The sequence below is a fragment of the Mucilaginibacter galii genome, assembly GCF_014635825.1.
GTDB classification, from domain to species: Bacteria; Bacteroidota; Bacteroidia; order Sphingobacteriales; family Sphingobacteriaceae; genus Mucilaginibacter; species Mucilaginibacter galii.
This window is the reverse complement of the sequence record NZ_BMDO01000001.1, coordinates 194,379-211,870: the sequence shown is the minus strand read 5'-3', so window position 1 is coordinate 211,870 and position 17,492 is coordinate 194,379. Positions and strand designations below refer to the sequence as shown.

Below are 17,492 nucleotides of genomic sequence, written 5' to 3'. Positions count from 1 at the left end.
GTATCATGGCTCTGCTTTTTTCGGCAAAGCTGATGGCCGCGCCCCTGAAATTCTATAAGGCCGATAACCCGTATTTTAACTACGTAGGACGCATAGATTTCAAGGTGAAAACCAAGCCCCGCTTTTGGGCGCCCGGTGTGTACGTGCAAGCCCGTTTCAGCGGCACGTCTTTATCTGTCGATTTGAATGACGAGGTGCTTTGGGGCAAAAATCATAATTACATTGAGGTAGCTATTGATAACCGCGCACCTGTGCGCTTGCAAACCACCGGTAAAACCAACCGTATACAACTGGCTAAAAACTTACCTAACGGCATACACACCGTTACCATTTGCAAAAATACCGAAACCAGCATTGGCTACCTCGAATTTGTGGGCCTAACCTGCGGCAGGCTGTTGCCCTGGGTAGAAAAAACCAAGCATAAAATTGAATTTATAGGTAACTCTATTACCTGCGGTGCCAGCGCAGATCAGTCGGCAGTGCCTTGCGGTAAAGGCGTTTGGCAAGATCAGCATAATGCTTATTTAGCTTATGGTCCGCGCACGGCCCGTTTGTTAAATGCGCAATGGCACTTATCTTCTTATTCGGGTATCGGGTTGATTCACAGTTGCTGCGACATTAAGTTTGCCATGCCCGATATTTACGAGCGCCTCAATTTTTTGCAAGATTCACTTAAATGGAATTTCAGCAAATACACCCCCGATGTGGTAACCGTATGCCTTGGCCAGAATGATGGCATACAGGATTCTACCAAGTTTTGCACCGCTTATGTTGACTTTGTTAAAACCATACGCGGGCATTATCCTAAGGCCAGTATTGTAATGCTTACCAGTCCTATGGGCGATGAAAAGTTGACGGCAGTACTCAAAAACTACATTAACAGCGTAGAAACTAACCTGCATGCACAGGGCGACGAACAAATAAGCCACTACTTTTTCAAAAAGCAATACACCGGTGGCTGCGATTATCACCCCAGTGTAGAAGAACACGGCATGATAGCCAAAGAACTGACGGCCTACCTTAAGCAATTGAAAGGCTGGTAGGTTATCATCATTGAATTTATAACTGATTAATATAAAGATCGCTCCCCGATATGAAAATACGCATAACCGCATTAGTGCTCGGCATCTCGTTAAATGCGCTTGCCCAGCAGGCACCCAATAAGGCTGCCATTGATGCAAAAGTGAACAAGCTGCTGGCCGGTATGACGCTTGAAGAAAAAGTAGGGCAAATGACCCAGGTTACGCTGGATGCCGTTATCACCACCGATGATAAAAAGGTAACCACCGAACCGCACACCATCAGCGATGCCAAGCTCCGTGAAGCTATCCTGAAATATCATGTAGGTTCTATCCTCAATACCAGCGGCCGTCCTTACAGTCGCGAGGAATGGCATACCTTCATCAGCACCATTCAAAACATGGCGGCAAAAGACAGGTTAAAGATTCCAGTAATTTATGGAATCGATGCTATCCACGGGATGAATTATACCATAGGAGGTACCCTGTTCCCACAGGAAATTGCTTTAGCAGCCACTTTTAACCCCGACCTGGCTTACAAAACAGGAGAGATCACGGCCTACGAAACCCGCGCCAGCTATATCCCGTGGAACTTTTCGCCGGTGTTAGATCTGGGTAAATCGCCGTTATGGCCACGCATTTATGAAACCTTTGGCGAAGACCCTTTTGTAGCTAAAACCATGGGTGCAGCCATGATCAACGGTTACCAGGGCACCAACGTGGGCGATAGATACCGCGTGGCTGCCTGTATGAAACATTATTTAGGCTACAGCTACCCGCTGAGCGGTAAAGACCGTACCCCCGCCTGGATCCCCGACCGCTACATGCGCGAGTACTTTTTACCCTCGTTCCGCGATGCGGTAAAGGCAGGTGCCCGTACGGTGATGATCAATTCGGCCGAGATCAATGGCGTGCCGGTGCACAGCAGCAAATACCTGCTTACCGATGTACTGCGCAAAGAATTAGGCTTTACCGGCATTGCAGTAACCGACTGGCAGGATATTAAATACCTGCATGACCGTCACCATATCGCCGCCACTCAAAAAGAAGCGGTGCAAATAGCGGTAAATGCCGGTATTGATATGAGCATGGTGCCTTACGATTATACGTTTTACACCTATTTAATTCAATTGGTTAAAGAAGGCGCCGTGCCCATGTCGCGCATTAACGAGTCGGTAAAACGCATTTTGACCGTGAAATATGAACTGGACCTGTTTGAGCACCCGGTAGGCAACACGGCCGATTATCCTAAATTTGGTTCTGATGAATTTAAACAAGCCAGCCTGCAAGCCGCCCGCGAAGCCATCACTTTGCTGAAGAATAACAACCAAACCTTACCGCTCAAAAAAGGAATGAAAGTGCTGGTCACCGGCCCGACGGCAAATACCATGCGCTCTTTAAACGGGGGCTGGAGCTATACCTGGCAGGGCGAAAAAAATGATGAGTACGCCGCAGGCAAAAACACCATCTTAGAAGCTATTCAACGGAAAATAGGTAAGGATAACGTAGTATACGAAGCCGGATCGACTTATGATGCCTTACAAAATGCCGACGATGCTGCCAAAGCCGCCAAAAACTGTGATGCCATCGTGCTTTGCCTGGGCGAACTGTCTTACACCGAAAATCCCGGTAATATTGATGACCTGAATCTGCCACAAGCCCAACTGCAGTTGGCGCAGGATTTGGCCAAAACAGGCAAACCTATTATACTGGTATTGGCCGAAGGTCGCCCACGTATTGTGACCGATGCCGACAAGTTATCTTCAGCTACCGTAATGACCTATCTGAGCGGCAACGAAGGGGGTGATGCCTTAGCCGATGTATTATTTGGCGATGCCAATCCATCTGGAAAATTACCTATTACTTACCCGCGTTATGCCAACGCGTTGGTAAATTACTACCGCAAAGCAACCGAGAATGGTAATAGTGATGATACGCATGGCTATAACCCTTTATACGAATTTGGACATGGTTTAAGCTACACTACGTTTAGTTACGGAGGTCTTAAAATCAGCAAGCCAACATTAACCGATGCTCAGGCGCTCACTATCAGCGTTAACGTAAAAAATACCGGTGGGGGAGAAGGTAAGGAAGCCGTGCTGCTTTACATCAGCGACAGCTATGCCAGCATTACACCCGATACCAAGCGCTTACGTGGCTTCTCAAAAATTAATCTTAAACCGGGCGAAAGCAGGCTGGTAAGCTTCACCATCAAAGCGTCTGATCTGGCCTTTGTGAATGACCAAAGCAAACTGGTAACCGAACCGGGTGAGTTTAAAATACAGATAGGCGACCAGGTGAAGACGTTTAATTATACCAACGCGGCGTTTAAAAATACCAGTACGGGTAAGTTATAATAACATGTCAACAATTAGAGGTTGATAAATACAAATGTCATTGCGAGCGCCAGTGTGGCAATCTCTAGCGACAGGTGACTAAGCGCTCAGAGATTGCCACGTCGCTGCCGCTCCTCGCAATGACAGGGTGTTTATAAGCAGCTTCTAAAACCGCCCTCCGCAAAAGCGGAGGGCGGTTTGATTTCCGTCTAACTCACCTCAAAGTCAATAAAAGTTCGCAAATGAGAATATCAATACAGATTGTGTTATTTTTGCAAATTCAATAATACATGGCGGCAAGTATGGTGTCGCTTTTGCGTTCATGATCAAACTCGCTAAACTCAATAACAGGCCCGAAATATTTCACTCTATACAGGGCGAAGGTAAAAACCTGGGTAAGCCCTCCGTTTTTATCCGCCTCTCGTTATGCAACCTGTATTGCAAATGGTGCGATACCGATTACACCTGGAATTGGGTGGGTACCAACTATGTGCATAATAACAGCGTAAGGCCGGGTTATCAAAAGTTTGATAAGGATGAAATGATAGCCCTGTTAACCGATGAGGAGATCTTGGATACCCTCAGCGATTTCAACTGCGACAATATAGTGATCACTGGCGGCGAGCCCCTGATCCAGCAAAAATCCATTATCCCTATGCTGACGCTGATGCACGAGCGTAACCCCGACTTTCATATTGAGTACGAAACCAACGGAACCTTTGTACCGATGTCGGAGTTAGATGCGCTATCTCACCAGTATAACGTATCTATCAAACTGTCCAACTCGGGCGTAGCGTATGAAGATCGTATATGCCCCGAAGCCATCAGCTATTTTGCTAACTCTCCCAAATCTAACTTTAAGTTTGTGGTAGATACCGAAAGCGATCTGCAGGAAGTGCAGGACATCATCGATCAATATCACATCAGCAATAAAGTAGTTTACCTTATGCCGCAAGGTTCATCGATAGACAGCCTGAGGCAAAAGCAACAATGGATAGTTGAAGTATGCAAGCAATACAACTACAACTACTCCGACCGCCTGCATATCTATATCTGGGGCGATAAAAGGGGTGTGTAATAGTTTACAGAAAGTTTAACCTCTTTGCCTGCGTTTTCTGGCAGCTTCTTTCTCTTATGCTATCCTCATCACCGGGGCTTTCCGGCAACCTCCTCAAACTGTACTTTCAAATCACAAAAATTTTCGCAAAGTTTATGGAATCTTTTAGGCAACTGCATCCTTGCACTAAAAGTATCAACCATGAAAGCCTTTTCCCTTATTGTACTTGCCTTTTTTTGTACCGTAGTATGCCGTGCACAAAAGCCGCTGACTAACAGCAGGCAAAGCAGTTATTACACTTACTTGTATAAAATCAAAGATGCCGACCTGCTGAAACGCTACCAGCAGCCCGATACCGACCCGAAGGACACAGAATTGAAGCTTCCTGTAGATTCTTTTAAAACCGGCAAGTATTGGGAAAATAAACTGCCGGCAGGCAACTACTATAAGGTTTATGCCGAAAAGAACCGGCTTGTATATAAGCTTATTGAAAATCATTCGGCATTTCTGCGGGTACTGGCAAACACTACTGATCTTCGATTTGCCCTGACGGACAAAACAGGTAACACCATAACGGGCGCCCTGGTAACTGTAAACAATAAGCCCGTTAGCTATGACATTAAAGCTCAGGTATATCATCTTCCTCACCCCGGTAAACATGCCTTGTTAATTGCCAGGTATGCAGGCGTAAGCAATTTTTATAAGTTGGGAGAAGAAAAGGATGAGGTACATCATAATTACCTGCAGAGGTTATGGCAGAAAATAGCAGGTTGGTTTAAAAAAGATCGTCGCAATACTTACAAGCCGGGTAAGCCTAATCTGTATAACAGTTTTATGCTTACCAATAAGCCAAAGTATAAACCGCGCGATACGGTTAAGTTTAAAGCGTTTATTTTACAGGAAAAGTCTAAAGAACCAGTATCTGATCAAAAGTTGCTGGTACGTTTAAGCCGGAATTATTACAGTGATGATGACAGTAAGATTATAGGCCATGTGAACAGCTATCGTCCGGGTGGCTTTGAAGGTAATTTTGTACTGGCCGATAGTCTTGACCTGAGGCTTGATAATAACTATGTGCTAACCCTCGAAAATCCGTCAACTGCCAACTATAATGCTGATGACCATACCGAGGAGCAGAACCGCGAGTTTAACCGCAAGAACAAGTTGGCACGGGTAAATTTCAAATATGAAGAGTACGAGCTTAAGTCTACCCAATTTGCTATGCGGACCGATAAAAAGGAGCACGGACCAGGCAACCTGCTGGCCATCTACCTTAAAGCAACTGATGAAAATAGTTTGCCCGTACCTGATGGCCGCGTAAACCTCGTGCTCACTACCAACGATTTTCAATCCTCAAAATTAGCGAAGGTATTTGTACCCGATACGCTTTGGCAGCACAGGGTAACGCTGGAACCCGTGGGCGAGACCAAAGTGCTTTTACCCGATTCTATATTTCCTAAAGCAGATATCAACTATGAAATTAACGCCAACTTTTTAAACAGCAACAATGAAAGCCAATCGGCCGGTCAAAATATTAAATATACTTACGAACGGTACCACATTAAACTTGATATAGAAAAAGACAGCCTCATAGCCAAAGCATACGAGTGGGGTAAAGAAGTGAAAATTTCGGCACTGATCAGCGCTACGAATGATGACGATGATACCTTATCGAACGTTAAAGTGATGCTGCCTGCACGGTTAAAAATAAACCCTTATGCAAATGAATATGCAGCCGAAACAGACAGTGCGTATAATTCCATTGAGCTTAATGATTTGCAGGCCAACATCACCTTATCAGGCTACCGCACAGCCGATTCTGCCTTTGTGCAGGTGGCTAACCCGCGCCGCATCCCATTTTGGTATAGCTTATACGATGGTAAAAATATAGTGGATGCCGGCTTTGCCGATACGCTTAATTACCGGCGAAAACATACAGGCAGTAACAATCTAACTTTTGTATGTAATTACGTATGGGCAGGTAAGATGCGTTCCTCAAATTATACGCTTGTATATCAGGATAAACTATTAAATATTGATGTGCAACAACCCTTATCAGTATACCCCGGGCAGCAGGTTACCACCCAAATTGAAGTTAAAGATGCCAAAGGTAAACCTGTTGCCAACACCGATGTTACGGCGTGGTCGGTAACACGCAAATTTACCAACTATAACCTGCCCAATGTACCTTACATGGGTAAAGCGCGGTCTTACATGCGTTTCAAAGATAATCTGCCGGTTGACGAATTGAACGATGGCAACATTAAACTGAATTGGGACCGCTGGAGCCGTGAAATAGGGCTCGATAGTATTACTTATTTCAGGTTTACCCATCCGCGTAACGTTTACCAAATAGCCGAGCCTGCTCCTGATCAAGTAACACAAATTGCACCTTTCGTAACAGATAGCGGCAATATAGCACCGGTGCATATACTGTATATTGATGAGCGCCCTGTATATTTTAGCCAGGCACAGCAGTTACAGCAATACAGTTTTAGAGTTAACCCGGGCAGGCACAGCCTGCGTTTTCGTACGCAAAAGGAAAGTATATCGGTCGATACTGTGATGGTGGAAAAAGGGAAGAAGTTGATCATCAGTTTCAATAGTAACACCTCAACCGATAAAAACATTCATGTGCTGCCCATGCCCGATACTTTGGCGGATGATGAAGCCGGTATGCTGAATAAGTACATGATACAAGTGGCCGATAATTTTACGTGGCAAATGGCGCAGCTAAAGAATGATAATAACGTCATTTTGTTAAACCCGGTGCCGCGAAACTATTACAACGCGCGGTCAATTTTGGCCGGTCCGCTCATGGGAGGCGTAGCGCAATTCAATATCTATGGCAATAATCCGCTAAGCTTTGCAACCGAGCCCAACTACACGTACCTGTTTGAGCCGGGTTTGTTAAAGCAAACCAGTATTAAAACAAAATACCCGTTCAGCACCAACCTTAGCCGCGGCGAGGGCGCAACTAACTATAAACAGTATGTATTAACCGCCAAGGGGATGGACAGCTTATGGCACGACTATTTGGATAACCGCAGCCAAAAAGAGCAGTTATTCATGAACACCGATGAGCTGGCACGTGCCGAAGGGCGATTGAATATAAAGATCAATCCTAAAAAAGATGAACCGCTGTTTATCAGGAATGTGATCATTTACAGCTATTCAAATCCCGATTTCATCAGGGTGCTGCGTGGTACCGAAACTAATTTGGGTAGTTTAAATGCCGGTAAATACCGCCTGTTCTTTTTGCTCAAAGGAGACAGGTATGCCGTGGAAGAAAATATTGATATTAAACCTTACGGCGATAATTATTACGCATTCACGCTGCGGCCTAAACAGGCCGATTCGGTGAGTAAGCGCATCAGCGAAATTATTACCAGCCGGCCTGATGCCAGTACGGCTAACGACAGGAAGATCAATAATGATGCGCTTAAACTCAAAGAAACGTTCAACGAAAAATATATAGCGCCCAAAAGCTTTACCTACACCATGACAGGGCAGGTAACAGATGACACCAAGGAAAGCCTGATTGGCGTAACCGTAAAAGTGAAAGGTACGCCGCATGGGGTAACCACCGATGTTAAAGGCAACTTTACCATCAAAGTACCCGCAAGCGGTAAATTGGTATTCGCGTATATAGGTTATGAAACCAAAGAAACCGGTATCGTCCCGGGGCAGTTTGTAACCGTTCAAATGAAAGCTAGCCAGGCAATGTTACAGGAGGTTGTAGTGGTGGGCTATGGCACTGAAATGAAGAGGTCGCTTAGTGGTGCTGTTGCCGGTCTTTCTGTAACAAGCTATTCCACCGCATCAATTCAAATCAGAGGTAACGGTTCCATAAATGGCAAAGACCCGCTGTATATTGTTGATGGCGTGCCGGTAAACAGTATTGCGGGTATCAGCCCCGATATGATCGGCGAAATGAGCGTGTTAAAAGATGCTGCCGCCACTGCCCTTTACGGTGCAAGGGCCGCTAATGGTGTAGTGATCATTAATACCAAAAAGAAAGGAGCTAAAGCCGATGGTACCGATGTTGCCGCGCAGGGCCAGCAAACCATGCGTAAAAACTTTGCCGATTATGCTTACTGGCAGCCCCGGCTTACCACCAATGCCGAGGGTAAGGCCAGCTTTACCTCGATGTTCCCCGATGATATTACCAACTGGCGCACTTTTGTAATTGCCATTAACGGTAACCGGCAAACTGGTATAGCCGAAAGCCAGATCAAAGCATTTAAATCCTTAAGCGCCAATTTTATCTCTCCGCAGTTTGCTGTGAAAGGCGATGAACTGAGCGCCATAGGCAAGGTGATGAATTATAATACCGAGGGAGTGAAACTTATCCGCAGCTTTAAATACAATGGGAAGGAAATAAAGAGCGACCTATTAAACATTACTTCTTCAAAAATAGACACCCTGAAAATAACCGCCGCAGGTGCCGACAGCCTTACTTTTGAATACAGTATTAAACGCGACAACGGCTACTTTGACGGCGAACTGCGCAAAATACCGCTGATAGAAGCCGGCGTAATAGAAACCAAAGGCAACTTTGCGGCACTGGATCAAGATACTACCGTCAACATGAAGTTCGACCCGGCTTTAGGTCCCGTAACTTTCAAGGCCGAAGCCTCGCTGTTGCCGGTGCTGATTGAAGAAACTGAGCGCCTGCGCAACTACCGCTACTTATGCAACGAGCAACTGGCTTCTAAGCTGAAAGGTTTATTAATGCAGGAGCGTATTAAAGGATATTTAAAAGAAGAGTTCAAATACAAAAAGAATATTGAAGACCTCATTAAAAAGCTAAGTGATAACGCCCAAACCACCGGCTTATGGTCTTGGTGGAAAACCGGCGATGAAGAACTTTGGATAAGCTTACACGCCATAGAGGCCCTTACCGAAGCGCAACGCCTTGGGTATTATGTAAATCTTGATAAGCCCAAGCTAACCAGCTACCTCGTTTACCAACTGGAAGGCTATAATCACACAGATAAGATACAGGCGTTGCAGATCCTCAAAAAGCTGGATGCCAAGGTAGATTATGAGCGGTACACCGCCGCTATGCAAAAAGAAATGGCTGCCCGCAAATTCGTAAGCCGTTATGACCGTTATCGCTTTCTACTTTTGCAGCAACAGGTGGGTTTACCGGTAAAGATAGATACACTGATGGCCAGCCACAAAACCACCATGTTTGGCAACCTGTATTGGGGCGATGATAGTTACCGCTTTTTTGATAACTCCATACAGCTAAGTTTGCTGGCCTATCAGTTGTTTGCCAATGAGGGTAAGCATCCGCAGGTACTTTCCAAGATCAGGGGGTTCCTGCTCGAACAGCGTAAAAATAATGAGTGGCGCAACACTTACGAGTCGGCCCTTATACTCGAAGCCTTGCTGCCAGGCTTGTTACAAGGTGGAAAGCAGGTTAAACCTGCGGCACTGACGTTGACGGGTGGCATCAATCAACCGGTGAAGCAATTTCCTTATACTGTCAGCTTTAATGGCACCAATTTAGGCATTAGCAAAACAGGTACGTTGCCGGTTTATGTTACCGCTTATCAGCAGTTTTTCAATCACGATCCGCAAAAGGTAAGTAAAGATTTTACGGTAGATACCCGCTTCGAGATCAATAACCGTGCGGTAACCAAGCTAAAGGGCGGTGAGCAGGTGCAGCTTAAAGCCGAGGTAAGCGTTAGGGCCGATGCTGATTTTGTAATGATAGAGATCCCTATTCCGGCCGGTTGCAGCTACCAGAGCAAAGAGCAGGCCTGGGGTGGCAACGAGGTTCACCGCGAATACTTTAAAGAGAAAGTAAGCATCTTTTGCCGTAAGCTTAAACAGGGTAAATACACTTACACCATTAACCTGATGCCGCGCTATAACGGTACCTATACAATTAACCCGGCTAAGGCCGAAATGATGTATTTCCCGGTATTTTATGGCAGGGAAAGTATGAAAAAGGTAGCGGTGGAATAATGGCTTTACATACAGCAAAGTAAAGCACATTTTAATACAGCATTATCTTATCATTCCGGGATATTTATGTGGCTTTTAAATATTACATTTAGTGCTATGTACACCCGCCGTAATATTAAGAGCAGTATTATATTAAGATTTGCCTGGAAGAATCTTATTCTGTTTACCCTTTACGCTTCGCTGGTGGTGTTGGCTTATGTGCTATTAAGGCGTTATGATATCTATATTGGTATTCCGTTTTTGCCGGTGAGTACTACGGGTATTGCGGTTGCTTTTTACCTCGGCTTTAAAAACAACCAAAGTTATGACCGTTTTTGGGAAGCCCGTAAAGCCTGGGGTGGTATTACCAATTACAGCAGGGTATGGGGGAGCCAGGTGATTTCATACATCAACAGCCAGCCTGATAAAGCCGGTACCGACGCTGAAATAGCCAAAAAGTTGATCTACAGGCAAATTGCCTGGATAAATGCCTTGCGCATACAGTTGCGAAAGACTACCATATACGATCGGAAGAATATTAGCTATGTTCCGGTGTTTGATTTAGGGGCCGATAATAAATCTCTCGATGCTATATCTGGTTTTTTGTCAGAGGCAGAGTATAACGAAGTATTGGCCAAAGCCAACGCGGCTACCCAATTGTTCAGGCTACAGGGTATGCATTTAACCCAACTGGTAACTAACGGTACCCTGTCCGAACGGCGGCAAATAGATATGATGCGGACTATTGAGCAGCTATACAATTTTCAGGGCGTTTGCGAGCGCATTAAGAACACGCCTTTTCCGCGACAGTATGCTTACATGAGTACCATATTCGTTTGGATCTTCTTACTGATATTGCCTTTTGGCTTGGTGGAGCAGTTTAGTGGTTCTAAAACGGCTCATATGATCTGGCTGGCAGTTCCGTTTAATGTTTTGATCTCCTGGTTTTTCTCTACCATGGAAATTGTGGGCGATAACAGCGAAGATCCCTTCGAAAACTATGTGAACGATGTACCCATGACCGCTATAAGCCGCAACATAGAGATAGACCTGCGCGAAATGCTGGGTGAAACCAACCTGCCGCCACGCATACAACCGGTTAACGATGTATTGCTTTAAATAACTTAGCAGCAGTAGCTTTTGCGGGGTAAAAAGTGTACCTTTGCGGCATTATTCTCCTTGGTTTGGATGCCTGACTTTTATAAGGCTATTCAGTTCATCGACAGTAAAATAAGAATACAAACATGAAAAAAATTGTCGATTACAGGAAGTTATTGAACGTAACTAAAGACGCCGAACTACAGGAATTAAAATCGGTTTACCGCGGGTTGATGAAAACCTGGCACCCCGATAAGCATGCCGAAACGCCTGAAAGCCGCCAGGAGGCCGAAGAAAAAAGCAAGACTATTATTGAAGCTTACCACTTTTTAGTAAGCATAGCCCCCGAAACACGTAACCAAAGCCTGGCCGAATATACGACCACCATTACCACTGCAGGTATTCAGGATTTTGAGTACAAGCAATCGGTATTGAAAGTGAGCTTTGCCGATGGTAACGAATACGAATACTTCGATGTGCCGAAAGCCGTTTACGTAAAATTCATTAACGCCGATTCGCCGGGAAGATTTGCCCGCCGCCATATCTTCAGCAGCTACGTATACCGCAGTATGAGCAGGTTGGTTGCTACGGCGTAATTAAAGAAAAAATTTCTGATATTATATAACCCGGTTACATTTAGATGTTACCGGGTTTTTTTGTACGTTTCACTTTCAATCTACAAGGAAAAATCTCTCTATTACAACACTGGATTTTTATGAGGAAATATGAAGTTTTTTGAAGTTTTCTGCTAATTATCTGAAATATTATGAATGCAAAAAGTCCCGTATTAAACGGGACTTTTTGCATTCATAACGCCATTAATTTAGCTGTTATCCGGGCTGTTACTGCCGTAGTCTGGCGTGCCTTTATCATCTTCGGGTTTGTAGTAGGCGGTGCCCGGTGTATCCGAATCGTCCTGACCTACCTTTTGCTGATCGCCGTCGGCATCAGAAGTTCCTTCCTGTATTTTGCCGTTGTCTTCCTCTACGCCGCCTACTTTTTGCTGATCTGGTGCCTCGCGGTATCCTGGCACTTCTTCTTTTCCTTCGTTCATATCGGGTTCTCCTAATTGATCTTTTGGTTTAAAATTTTGATTTTCAGGGTGTTCCTGTAGGGGTTCAGTGCGTTTAAAATAATCGTTACTGTAACCCGCATTGCGCGACGGATTAGCCAAATCATCGCCCGAACGGGTTTCACTGATCTCGCCAAATGCTTGTCCGCCCATGCCATGGCTTTCATAACCGGGCTTATCGGGGTTGGCATCTTCACCGCCAAATATTTTGCGTTTTAAATCGCTTTCGTCAAGGTTATCGTCATCATCCTTTACCTCGTAACCGCCTGCTGGTGCATTGGCAGGTTGCTCGGCCGAATGAGGGTAATCTTTGGTTGGTTCATCATCGTAGGGTACCATAGGTGTTGTATTTTGATGTATATATGAATAAGGTTTCAACCGCTGATTTGTTTTTTATAAGGAATTATATGTTGGCTTAGTTAACTTGGTTGACTGTAAAAGAAAGTAGCGTTATTAACAAGAAAGGCGCCTTATAGGGGCGCCTCTTTGTATTTGTTTATTTAATTACTATTCGTTAAAAAGCTTATGCCTAAGCTGTTCCGAAATTTCGTCGGTAATGCGGATAATGTCATCGGCTACCTGGGTGTTATTGATCACGATCTTATCACAGCTTTCGCGGTAGGGCAGGAGGTACTCTTTGTAAGCAGGTACTACGTGGTGGTGCCATTTGTACATCACATCATCGTTAGAGTAACCGCGTTCTTCCAGATCACGTTTTAATCGGCGTTTCAAAGCTACGTCCTCATCAGTTTCCAGGAATATTTTAAGATCAAGCTTCTCGGCAATATCTTTAAAATGCAAAATAAATAAACCCTCCACAATTAAAATAGGTGCGGGCTTTATTTCCAGCGTTTTGGGTACGGCGTTTGGGTTGTTAAAGGTGTATTCCTGCTTATGAATGGTTTGGTAATTCATCAGGCTTAAAATATCCTGATGAAAGTGCTCACGGTCAATAGTACGGGGAAGGTCAAAGTTATAATGTTTATTTTCCTCGGCAGTCATGGTATGGGCCACCGGGATGTAATAATCATCCTGCGATACCAAACACACCTCATCGGCCGAAAAATGCTCCAAAAAACATTTCAAAAAAAAAGTTTTGCCCGAGCCGCTGCCGCCGGCAATACCAATAATATATGGCTTATTCATTAGAAGGAGTTCCGTAGCTTATATTTACCTGAAAGCGTTTATCAAGTGCGCCCAAAGCATCGGCGGCACTTTTGGTGAGTACTACAATTACATCTCTGGTGGCGGCGTTTTCGGTAAAGCTGCCCACTACCTTGGCAAAGGTGGTGCGGTTGGTCATGGGGTTTGTAATTTTTAATACCGTACCTATGGGTGCAGTGCGATGCAGTACCAGTTTCTTATTCGGGTCGAGGCCCAAACCAGTATCGTCCATATAGGTGGCTACGCCTCTTTCGTTACGCTCTGTAATACCGTAGCGGTTGGCGGGCAAACGTCTTTCGGCGGTATTGGCAGCGCTATCTGTTTGTGCAACCAATGCCGAATCGCGCTTGGCGGCCGGTACACCTGTGCTTTGTTGTACAACAGCAGGTGGTGGCGTAGGCGGAGCTACCGTTGCAGCAACCGATCTGATCTTTAAGATCTGGCCGGGAGTAAGGTTGTTAGATTTTAAATTGTTCTGGCTAATAATATCTTCAACCTTGATGTTAAACCGGCGCGAAATGGCATAGAGCGTTTCGCCGGCCGACACTTTGTATTCGGTTACGGCATCATTACTGGCTACCTCTGTTGCAGGCGTTGTGCTAGCAATCGGTGTTGAACTTACAAAAGGAAGCTCGGTAGGCACCTTAATAACCTGACCTACACGCAACGAGGCATTGCCATTGAACTGAATTATAGCTGCTGGCTTAATATTGTAACGGCGACCTACAGAATAGTAGTTGTCTTTAGGTTCTAACTTATGTAATATTACTTTTTTGCCGTCTTGGTTCTCGACACCTACAGAGTCGAGCAGCGGACTGGCCATTAAGCAGGCAGAAGAAAAGGAGAATATGCCTGCCAGGAAGAAAATCTTTAATGTCATGTTTAAACTTTTCAGCTATAAATTTAATACCGTTATCTCTACCTTATCTTTTAAATAGATAAGCTGGTTACGGTATAAAACAAACGCCTCGGGCTGCAATTTTTGTATGTTGGTATTTAATATATCTTCAAAAATTAATTGGTTGTTATTGAAGATGTACAAGTACTGCCTTAGCTGCCCTGCCCAAAGCGCGTGCAAAGATACAATTCTGTAGTTATTGTATTCTACATAATGCACATTGTTGTGGTAAGGCTCTACCGGGAGTTTAGGCAAATCAGTAGGAAGCGGCGTACTCTGCGGAACAATGATATGATTATCGGGTGTAACATCAATTACCGGGTTGTAGCTTCGTAGCTGTGCACCGGTGGTAATATCGGCCAGTTTATACTGCGGTGGCTGCATACGGCTGTCAAATACTATGGGGCCGTTTACGGTAAGCTGGTCAAACGAGTAATTAAAGTTGTGCCAAAGTAACTGACCGGTCACTGCATTTACGGCTGCCAGGCCCTTGTGGGCAGGGCTTGAAGCCGCCTGGTAATAGTGCAACAGCAAAACCTCATTATAAGCGGTTTCAATACCTGTCAACCAGGTTTCGTCTACGGTATAGTTCTTAAAATAAGTTTTACCGCTCACTAAACTAATGGAGGCAAAGCTTACTTTACGATCCTCAGTTTGGCGTATCTCGGCAAACAGGGTATGGCTAATATGATCTACCTCCATACGCCATATTTGGCCTTCAAAATGTTCGGCCACCAGCAGCTTCAACTCAGTCATGCTTAAAAGTAAGGTTTTTATTTAAATCAGGTCAAATTGTTGGCTTTTTTCAAACACTTACATTAGGTATGTGTTGAACCCATACATTAATTACAATTCATTACCATGGATGCTAAAGAAATAAGCCTTAACGAAAAGGAAGTAAAACCGGTTGTTGACCATTTAAATGAGCTTTTAGCCAACTACCATATCCACTATCAAAAAATTAGAGGATGCCACTGGAACGTAAAAGGGCATAACTTTTTTACGTTGCACGTTAAGTTCGAAGAAATGTACACCAATGCCGTACAAACTATTGACGATTTGGCCGAGCGTATCTTAACCTTAGGCAAGCCACCATACAGCACTTTTGGCGATTATATTAAGGTATCTAAAATTAAAGAAGTAAATACCATTGGCCAAACAGCCGATTTTTTAGTGAAAGCTTTAATTGAAGATATGGCTACCCTTATTGAGATGGAGCGCGCTATCTTAGAGCTTACTGCCGAAGTTGGCGATGATGGTACTAACGATTTAGTGAACAGCTTTATGCAATACAAAGAGAAAAATACCTGGATGCTGCGTTCGTTTGTTAACGAAGACTAATTCGGTTTAGTTATTATCAATAAAAAAGCTCTGCTATTAATTAGCAGAGCTTTTTTATTATCGGTTTTATGTGTTGTTAGAACCTTAAACCAAGTGTTACAAACACATTATTGTTAGTGTTTTTTATGCTGGCCAACGGGCTTAATTCTCCAATTTCGTAAGGATATTGACCATATTTAGCTTGTACATGCATGTAAGTGGCATCAATGTAGTAGTTAGCAAACCGATAGCCAACACCACCACTGATGGTTTTTGTATTGGCATCGCTGTCGGCATTGCGCACAGGCGATCCTAAAATGCCATAACCGCCACGCAACATAAAGTTAGGGGTTAAACGTGCTTCAGCACCAAAACGAGCGTTTACAGCACCTTTATAAAAGCTTTTGATATCGGCATTGTCTCCGCTAAAGTCAAAGTCATAATCAGAGCTTTGGCTTAATTTGGTAGATGCATAATCAACATACTCTATATCGCCGGTAATAAAACCTAATTTTCCTGCGAAAACTGAGATACCACCAGCCACCTTGTAAGGAGTACGAAGGCGATAGGTTAACGGGTAGTTACTGCCGTCAGATTGTGTTCTTTCGTTGCTGTATTTGGTAGCCAAACCTTCCGAACTGCTGTCATCAATGGTATACCAGGTTGGCGTAGTAAAGGTAGCACCCACACGCACCATTTCTACCGGCTTGTAAATAACACCTAAACGACCGTTAAAGCCGTTGCCGCGGGTTGCCTGATCGAGGGTGTAGGTAGAAACAAAATCCTTGTTCACACCAATGTATTGATAATTATCTTCAACAAAGTTCGAAGTAGAATTATAACGTAGGCTGGTAATGCCAAAGCCAGCACCAATATAGAACTTGTTGCTGTAATTTGCACCAAAGGAAAAGTTAAGGTCAGACTGTCCGCCCGTGCTTACAATATTTTTAGATTGTGTACCCTCTAAAGTTGTGGTAGCTTCGTAACGTCCATTAGTCAAGTATATCAGCTTCTGTGCTTCTGCCCAGCCCTCTAAATACCCGCCCAAAGAAAATCCGTCATCCAAAGCCTTATTTCCTAAAACTGCATAATAATCAGCAATAGAACTTGACGGGTTAACACCGCCGTAAGAAGTATTCTGGTAAAAATTATTGGTACGGCTGTAGTTAGCTCCAAAGTTAACACTCAGCCATCCTTTGCTTTTGTCTTCGCCGGGCGCTTTGTTTAGTTTGCCATAGAACACAACAGAAGCGTTGTTAAAATTACCATCGTTACGGCTGGAATTGGTGCCTTGCCCCAGGTAAACCGAATTGGTTTTATTCATGTTGAACTCGGGCGTAATACTTAACTCCGATTTGGTGAAAAAACCCAGGCCGGCAGGGTTACCGCCAATAGAGGTTAGATCGCCACCGACCGAAACGTTGGCATTACCCAAAGCTTTGATACGCGACGTTGAGCCGGGCTGTGTGCCCGAAAACCGTATAGCATCGGCCGAGTATTGAGCAGAGGCATGCTGTGTAATGGCTACTATAGCCATTGCAAGGAGTAGATATTTGATTTTCATGAGTAT

Annotated in this window: 12 protein-coding genes; 7 read left to right on the top strand and 5 right to left on the bottom strand. The window is 44.4% G+C overall.

The annotated features are described in order from the left end of the window. Positions 1-5 precede the first annotated feature (5 nt). The 6 genes from IEV61_RS00990 to IEV61_RS00965 all read left to right on the top strand — a co-directional run bounded on the left by IEV61_RS00990 (position 6) and on the right by IEV61_RS00965 (position 12,064). Positions 6-1,043: an SGNH/GDSL hydrolase family protein gene (locus IEV61_RS00990; RefSeq protein WP_229746992.1), complete on the top strand. Its 1,038-nt coding sequence runs from the start codon at positions 6-8 to the stop codon at positions 1,041-1,043. Positions 1,044-1,093: 50 nt separating this feature from the next. After that, entirely contained in the window at positions 1,094-3,376 is a 2,283-nt protein-coding gene (locus IEV61_RS00985) for a glycoside hydrolase family 3 N-terminal domain-containing protein (protein WP_188412950.1), read from the top strand. 301 nt (positions 3,377-3,677) lie between these two features. Then, positions 3,678-4,433, top strand: coding sequence for a 7-carboxy-7-deazaguanine synthase QueE (locus IEV61_RS00980; RefSeq protein WP_229746991.1), 756 nt, complete (start codon positions 3,678-3,680; stop codon positions 4,431-4,433). Positions 4,434-4,613: 180 nt separating this feature from the next. After that, positions 4,614-10,391: an alpha-2-macroglobulin family protein gene (locus IEV61_RS00975; protein ID WP_188412947.1), complete on the top strand. Its 5,778-nt coding sequence runs from the start codon at positions 4,614-4,616 to the stop codon at positions 10,389-10,391. 96 nt (positions 10,392-10,487) lie between these two features. Next, a complete protein-coding gene (locus IEV61_RS00970) occupies positions 10,488-11,489 on the top strand; it encodes a bestrophin family protein (protein WP_188412946.1) in 1,002 nt (333 codons plus the stop codon). 125 nt (positions 11,490-11,614) lie between these two features. Next, positions 11,615-12,064, top strand: a complete 450-nt coding sequence (locus tag IEV61_RS00965; protein ID WP_188412944.1) for a KTSC domain-containing protein — start codon at positions 11,615-11,617, stop codon at positions 12,062-12,064. Between the two features lie 227 nt (positions 12,065-12,291). On the opposite strand, the gene IEV61_RS00960 is transcribed toward IEV61_RS00965, so the two are convergent. The 4 genes from IEV61_RS00960 to IEV61_RS00945 all read right to left on the bottom strand — a co-directional run bounded on the left by IEV61_RS00960 (position 12,292) and on the right by IEV61_RS00945 (position 15,358). Further along, a complete protein-coding gene (locus IEV61_RS00960; RefSeq protein ID WP_188412943.1) occupies positions 12,292-12,879 on the bottom strand; it encodes a hypothetical protein in 588 nt (195 codons plus the stop codon). Positions 12,880-13,047: 168 nt separating this feature from the next. Continuing rightward, positions 13,048-13,686: a uridine kinase family protein gene (locus tag IEV61_RS00955; protein WP_188412942.1), complete on the bottom strand. Its 639-nt coding sequence runs from the start codon at positions 13,684-13,686 to the stop codon at positions 13,048-13,050. After that, positions 13,679-14,584 (bottom strand): LysM peptidoglycan-binding domain-containing protein, encoded by a 906-nt coding sequence (locus IEV61_RS00950; protein ID WP_188412941.1) that lies wholly within the window; start codon positions 14,582-14,584, stop codon positions 13,679-13,681. The genes IEV61_RS00955 and IEV61_RS00950 overlap by 8 nt, the downstream gene beginning before the upstream one ends. Positions 14,585-14,599: 15 nt before the next feature. Continuing rightward, the gene (locus tag IEV61_RS00945; protein ID WP_188412940.1) at positions 14,600-15,358 is read right to left on the bottom strand and encodes a DUF4905 domain-containing protein; all 759 of its coding nucleotides are present in this window, start codon (positions 15,356-15,358) and stop codon (positions 14,600-14,602) included. Positions 15,359-15,463: 105 nt separating this feature from the next. Here IEV61_RS00945 and IEV61_RS00940 point away from each other — a divergent pair, with 105 nt between their 5' ends. Next, positions 15,464-15,943, top strand: coding sequence for a Dps family protein (locus IEV61_RS00940; RefSeq protein WP_188412939.1), 480 nt, complete (start codon positions 15,464-15,466; stop codon positions 15,941-15,943). Positions 15,944-16,019: 76 nt separating this feature from the next. On the opposite strand, the gene IEV61_RS00935 is transcribed toward IEV61_RS00940, so the two are convergent. Beyond that, a complete protein-coding gene (locus IEV61_RS00935; protein WP_188412938.1) occupies positions 16,020-17,486 on the bottom strand; it encodes an OmpP1/FadL family transporter in 1,467 nt (488 codons plus the stop codon). Positions 17,487-17,492 lie beyond the last annotated feature (6 nt).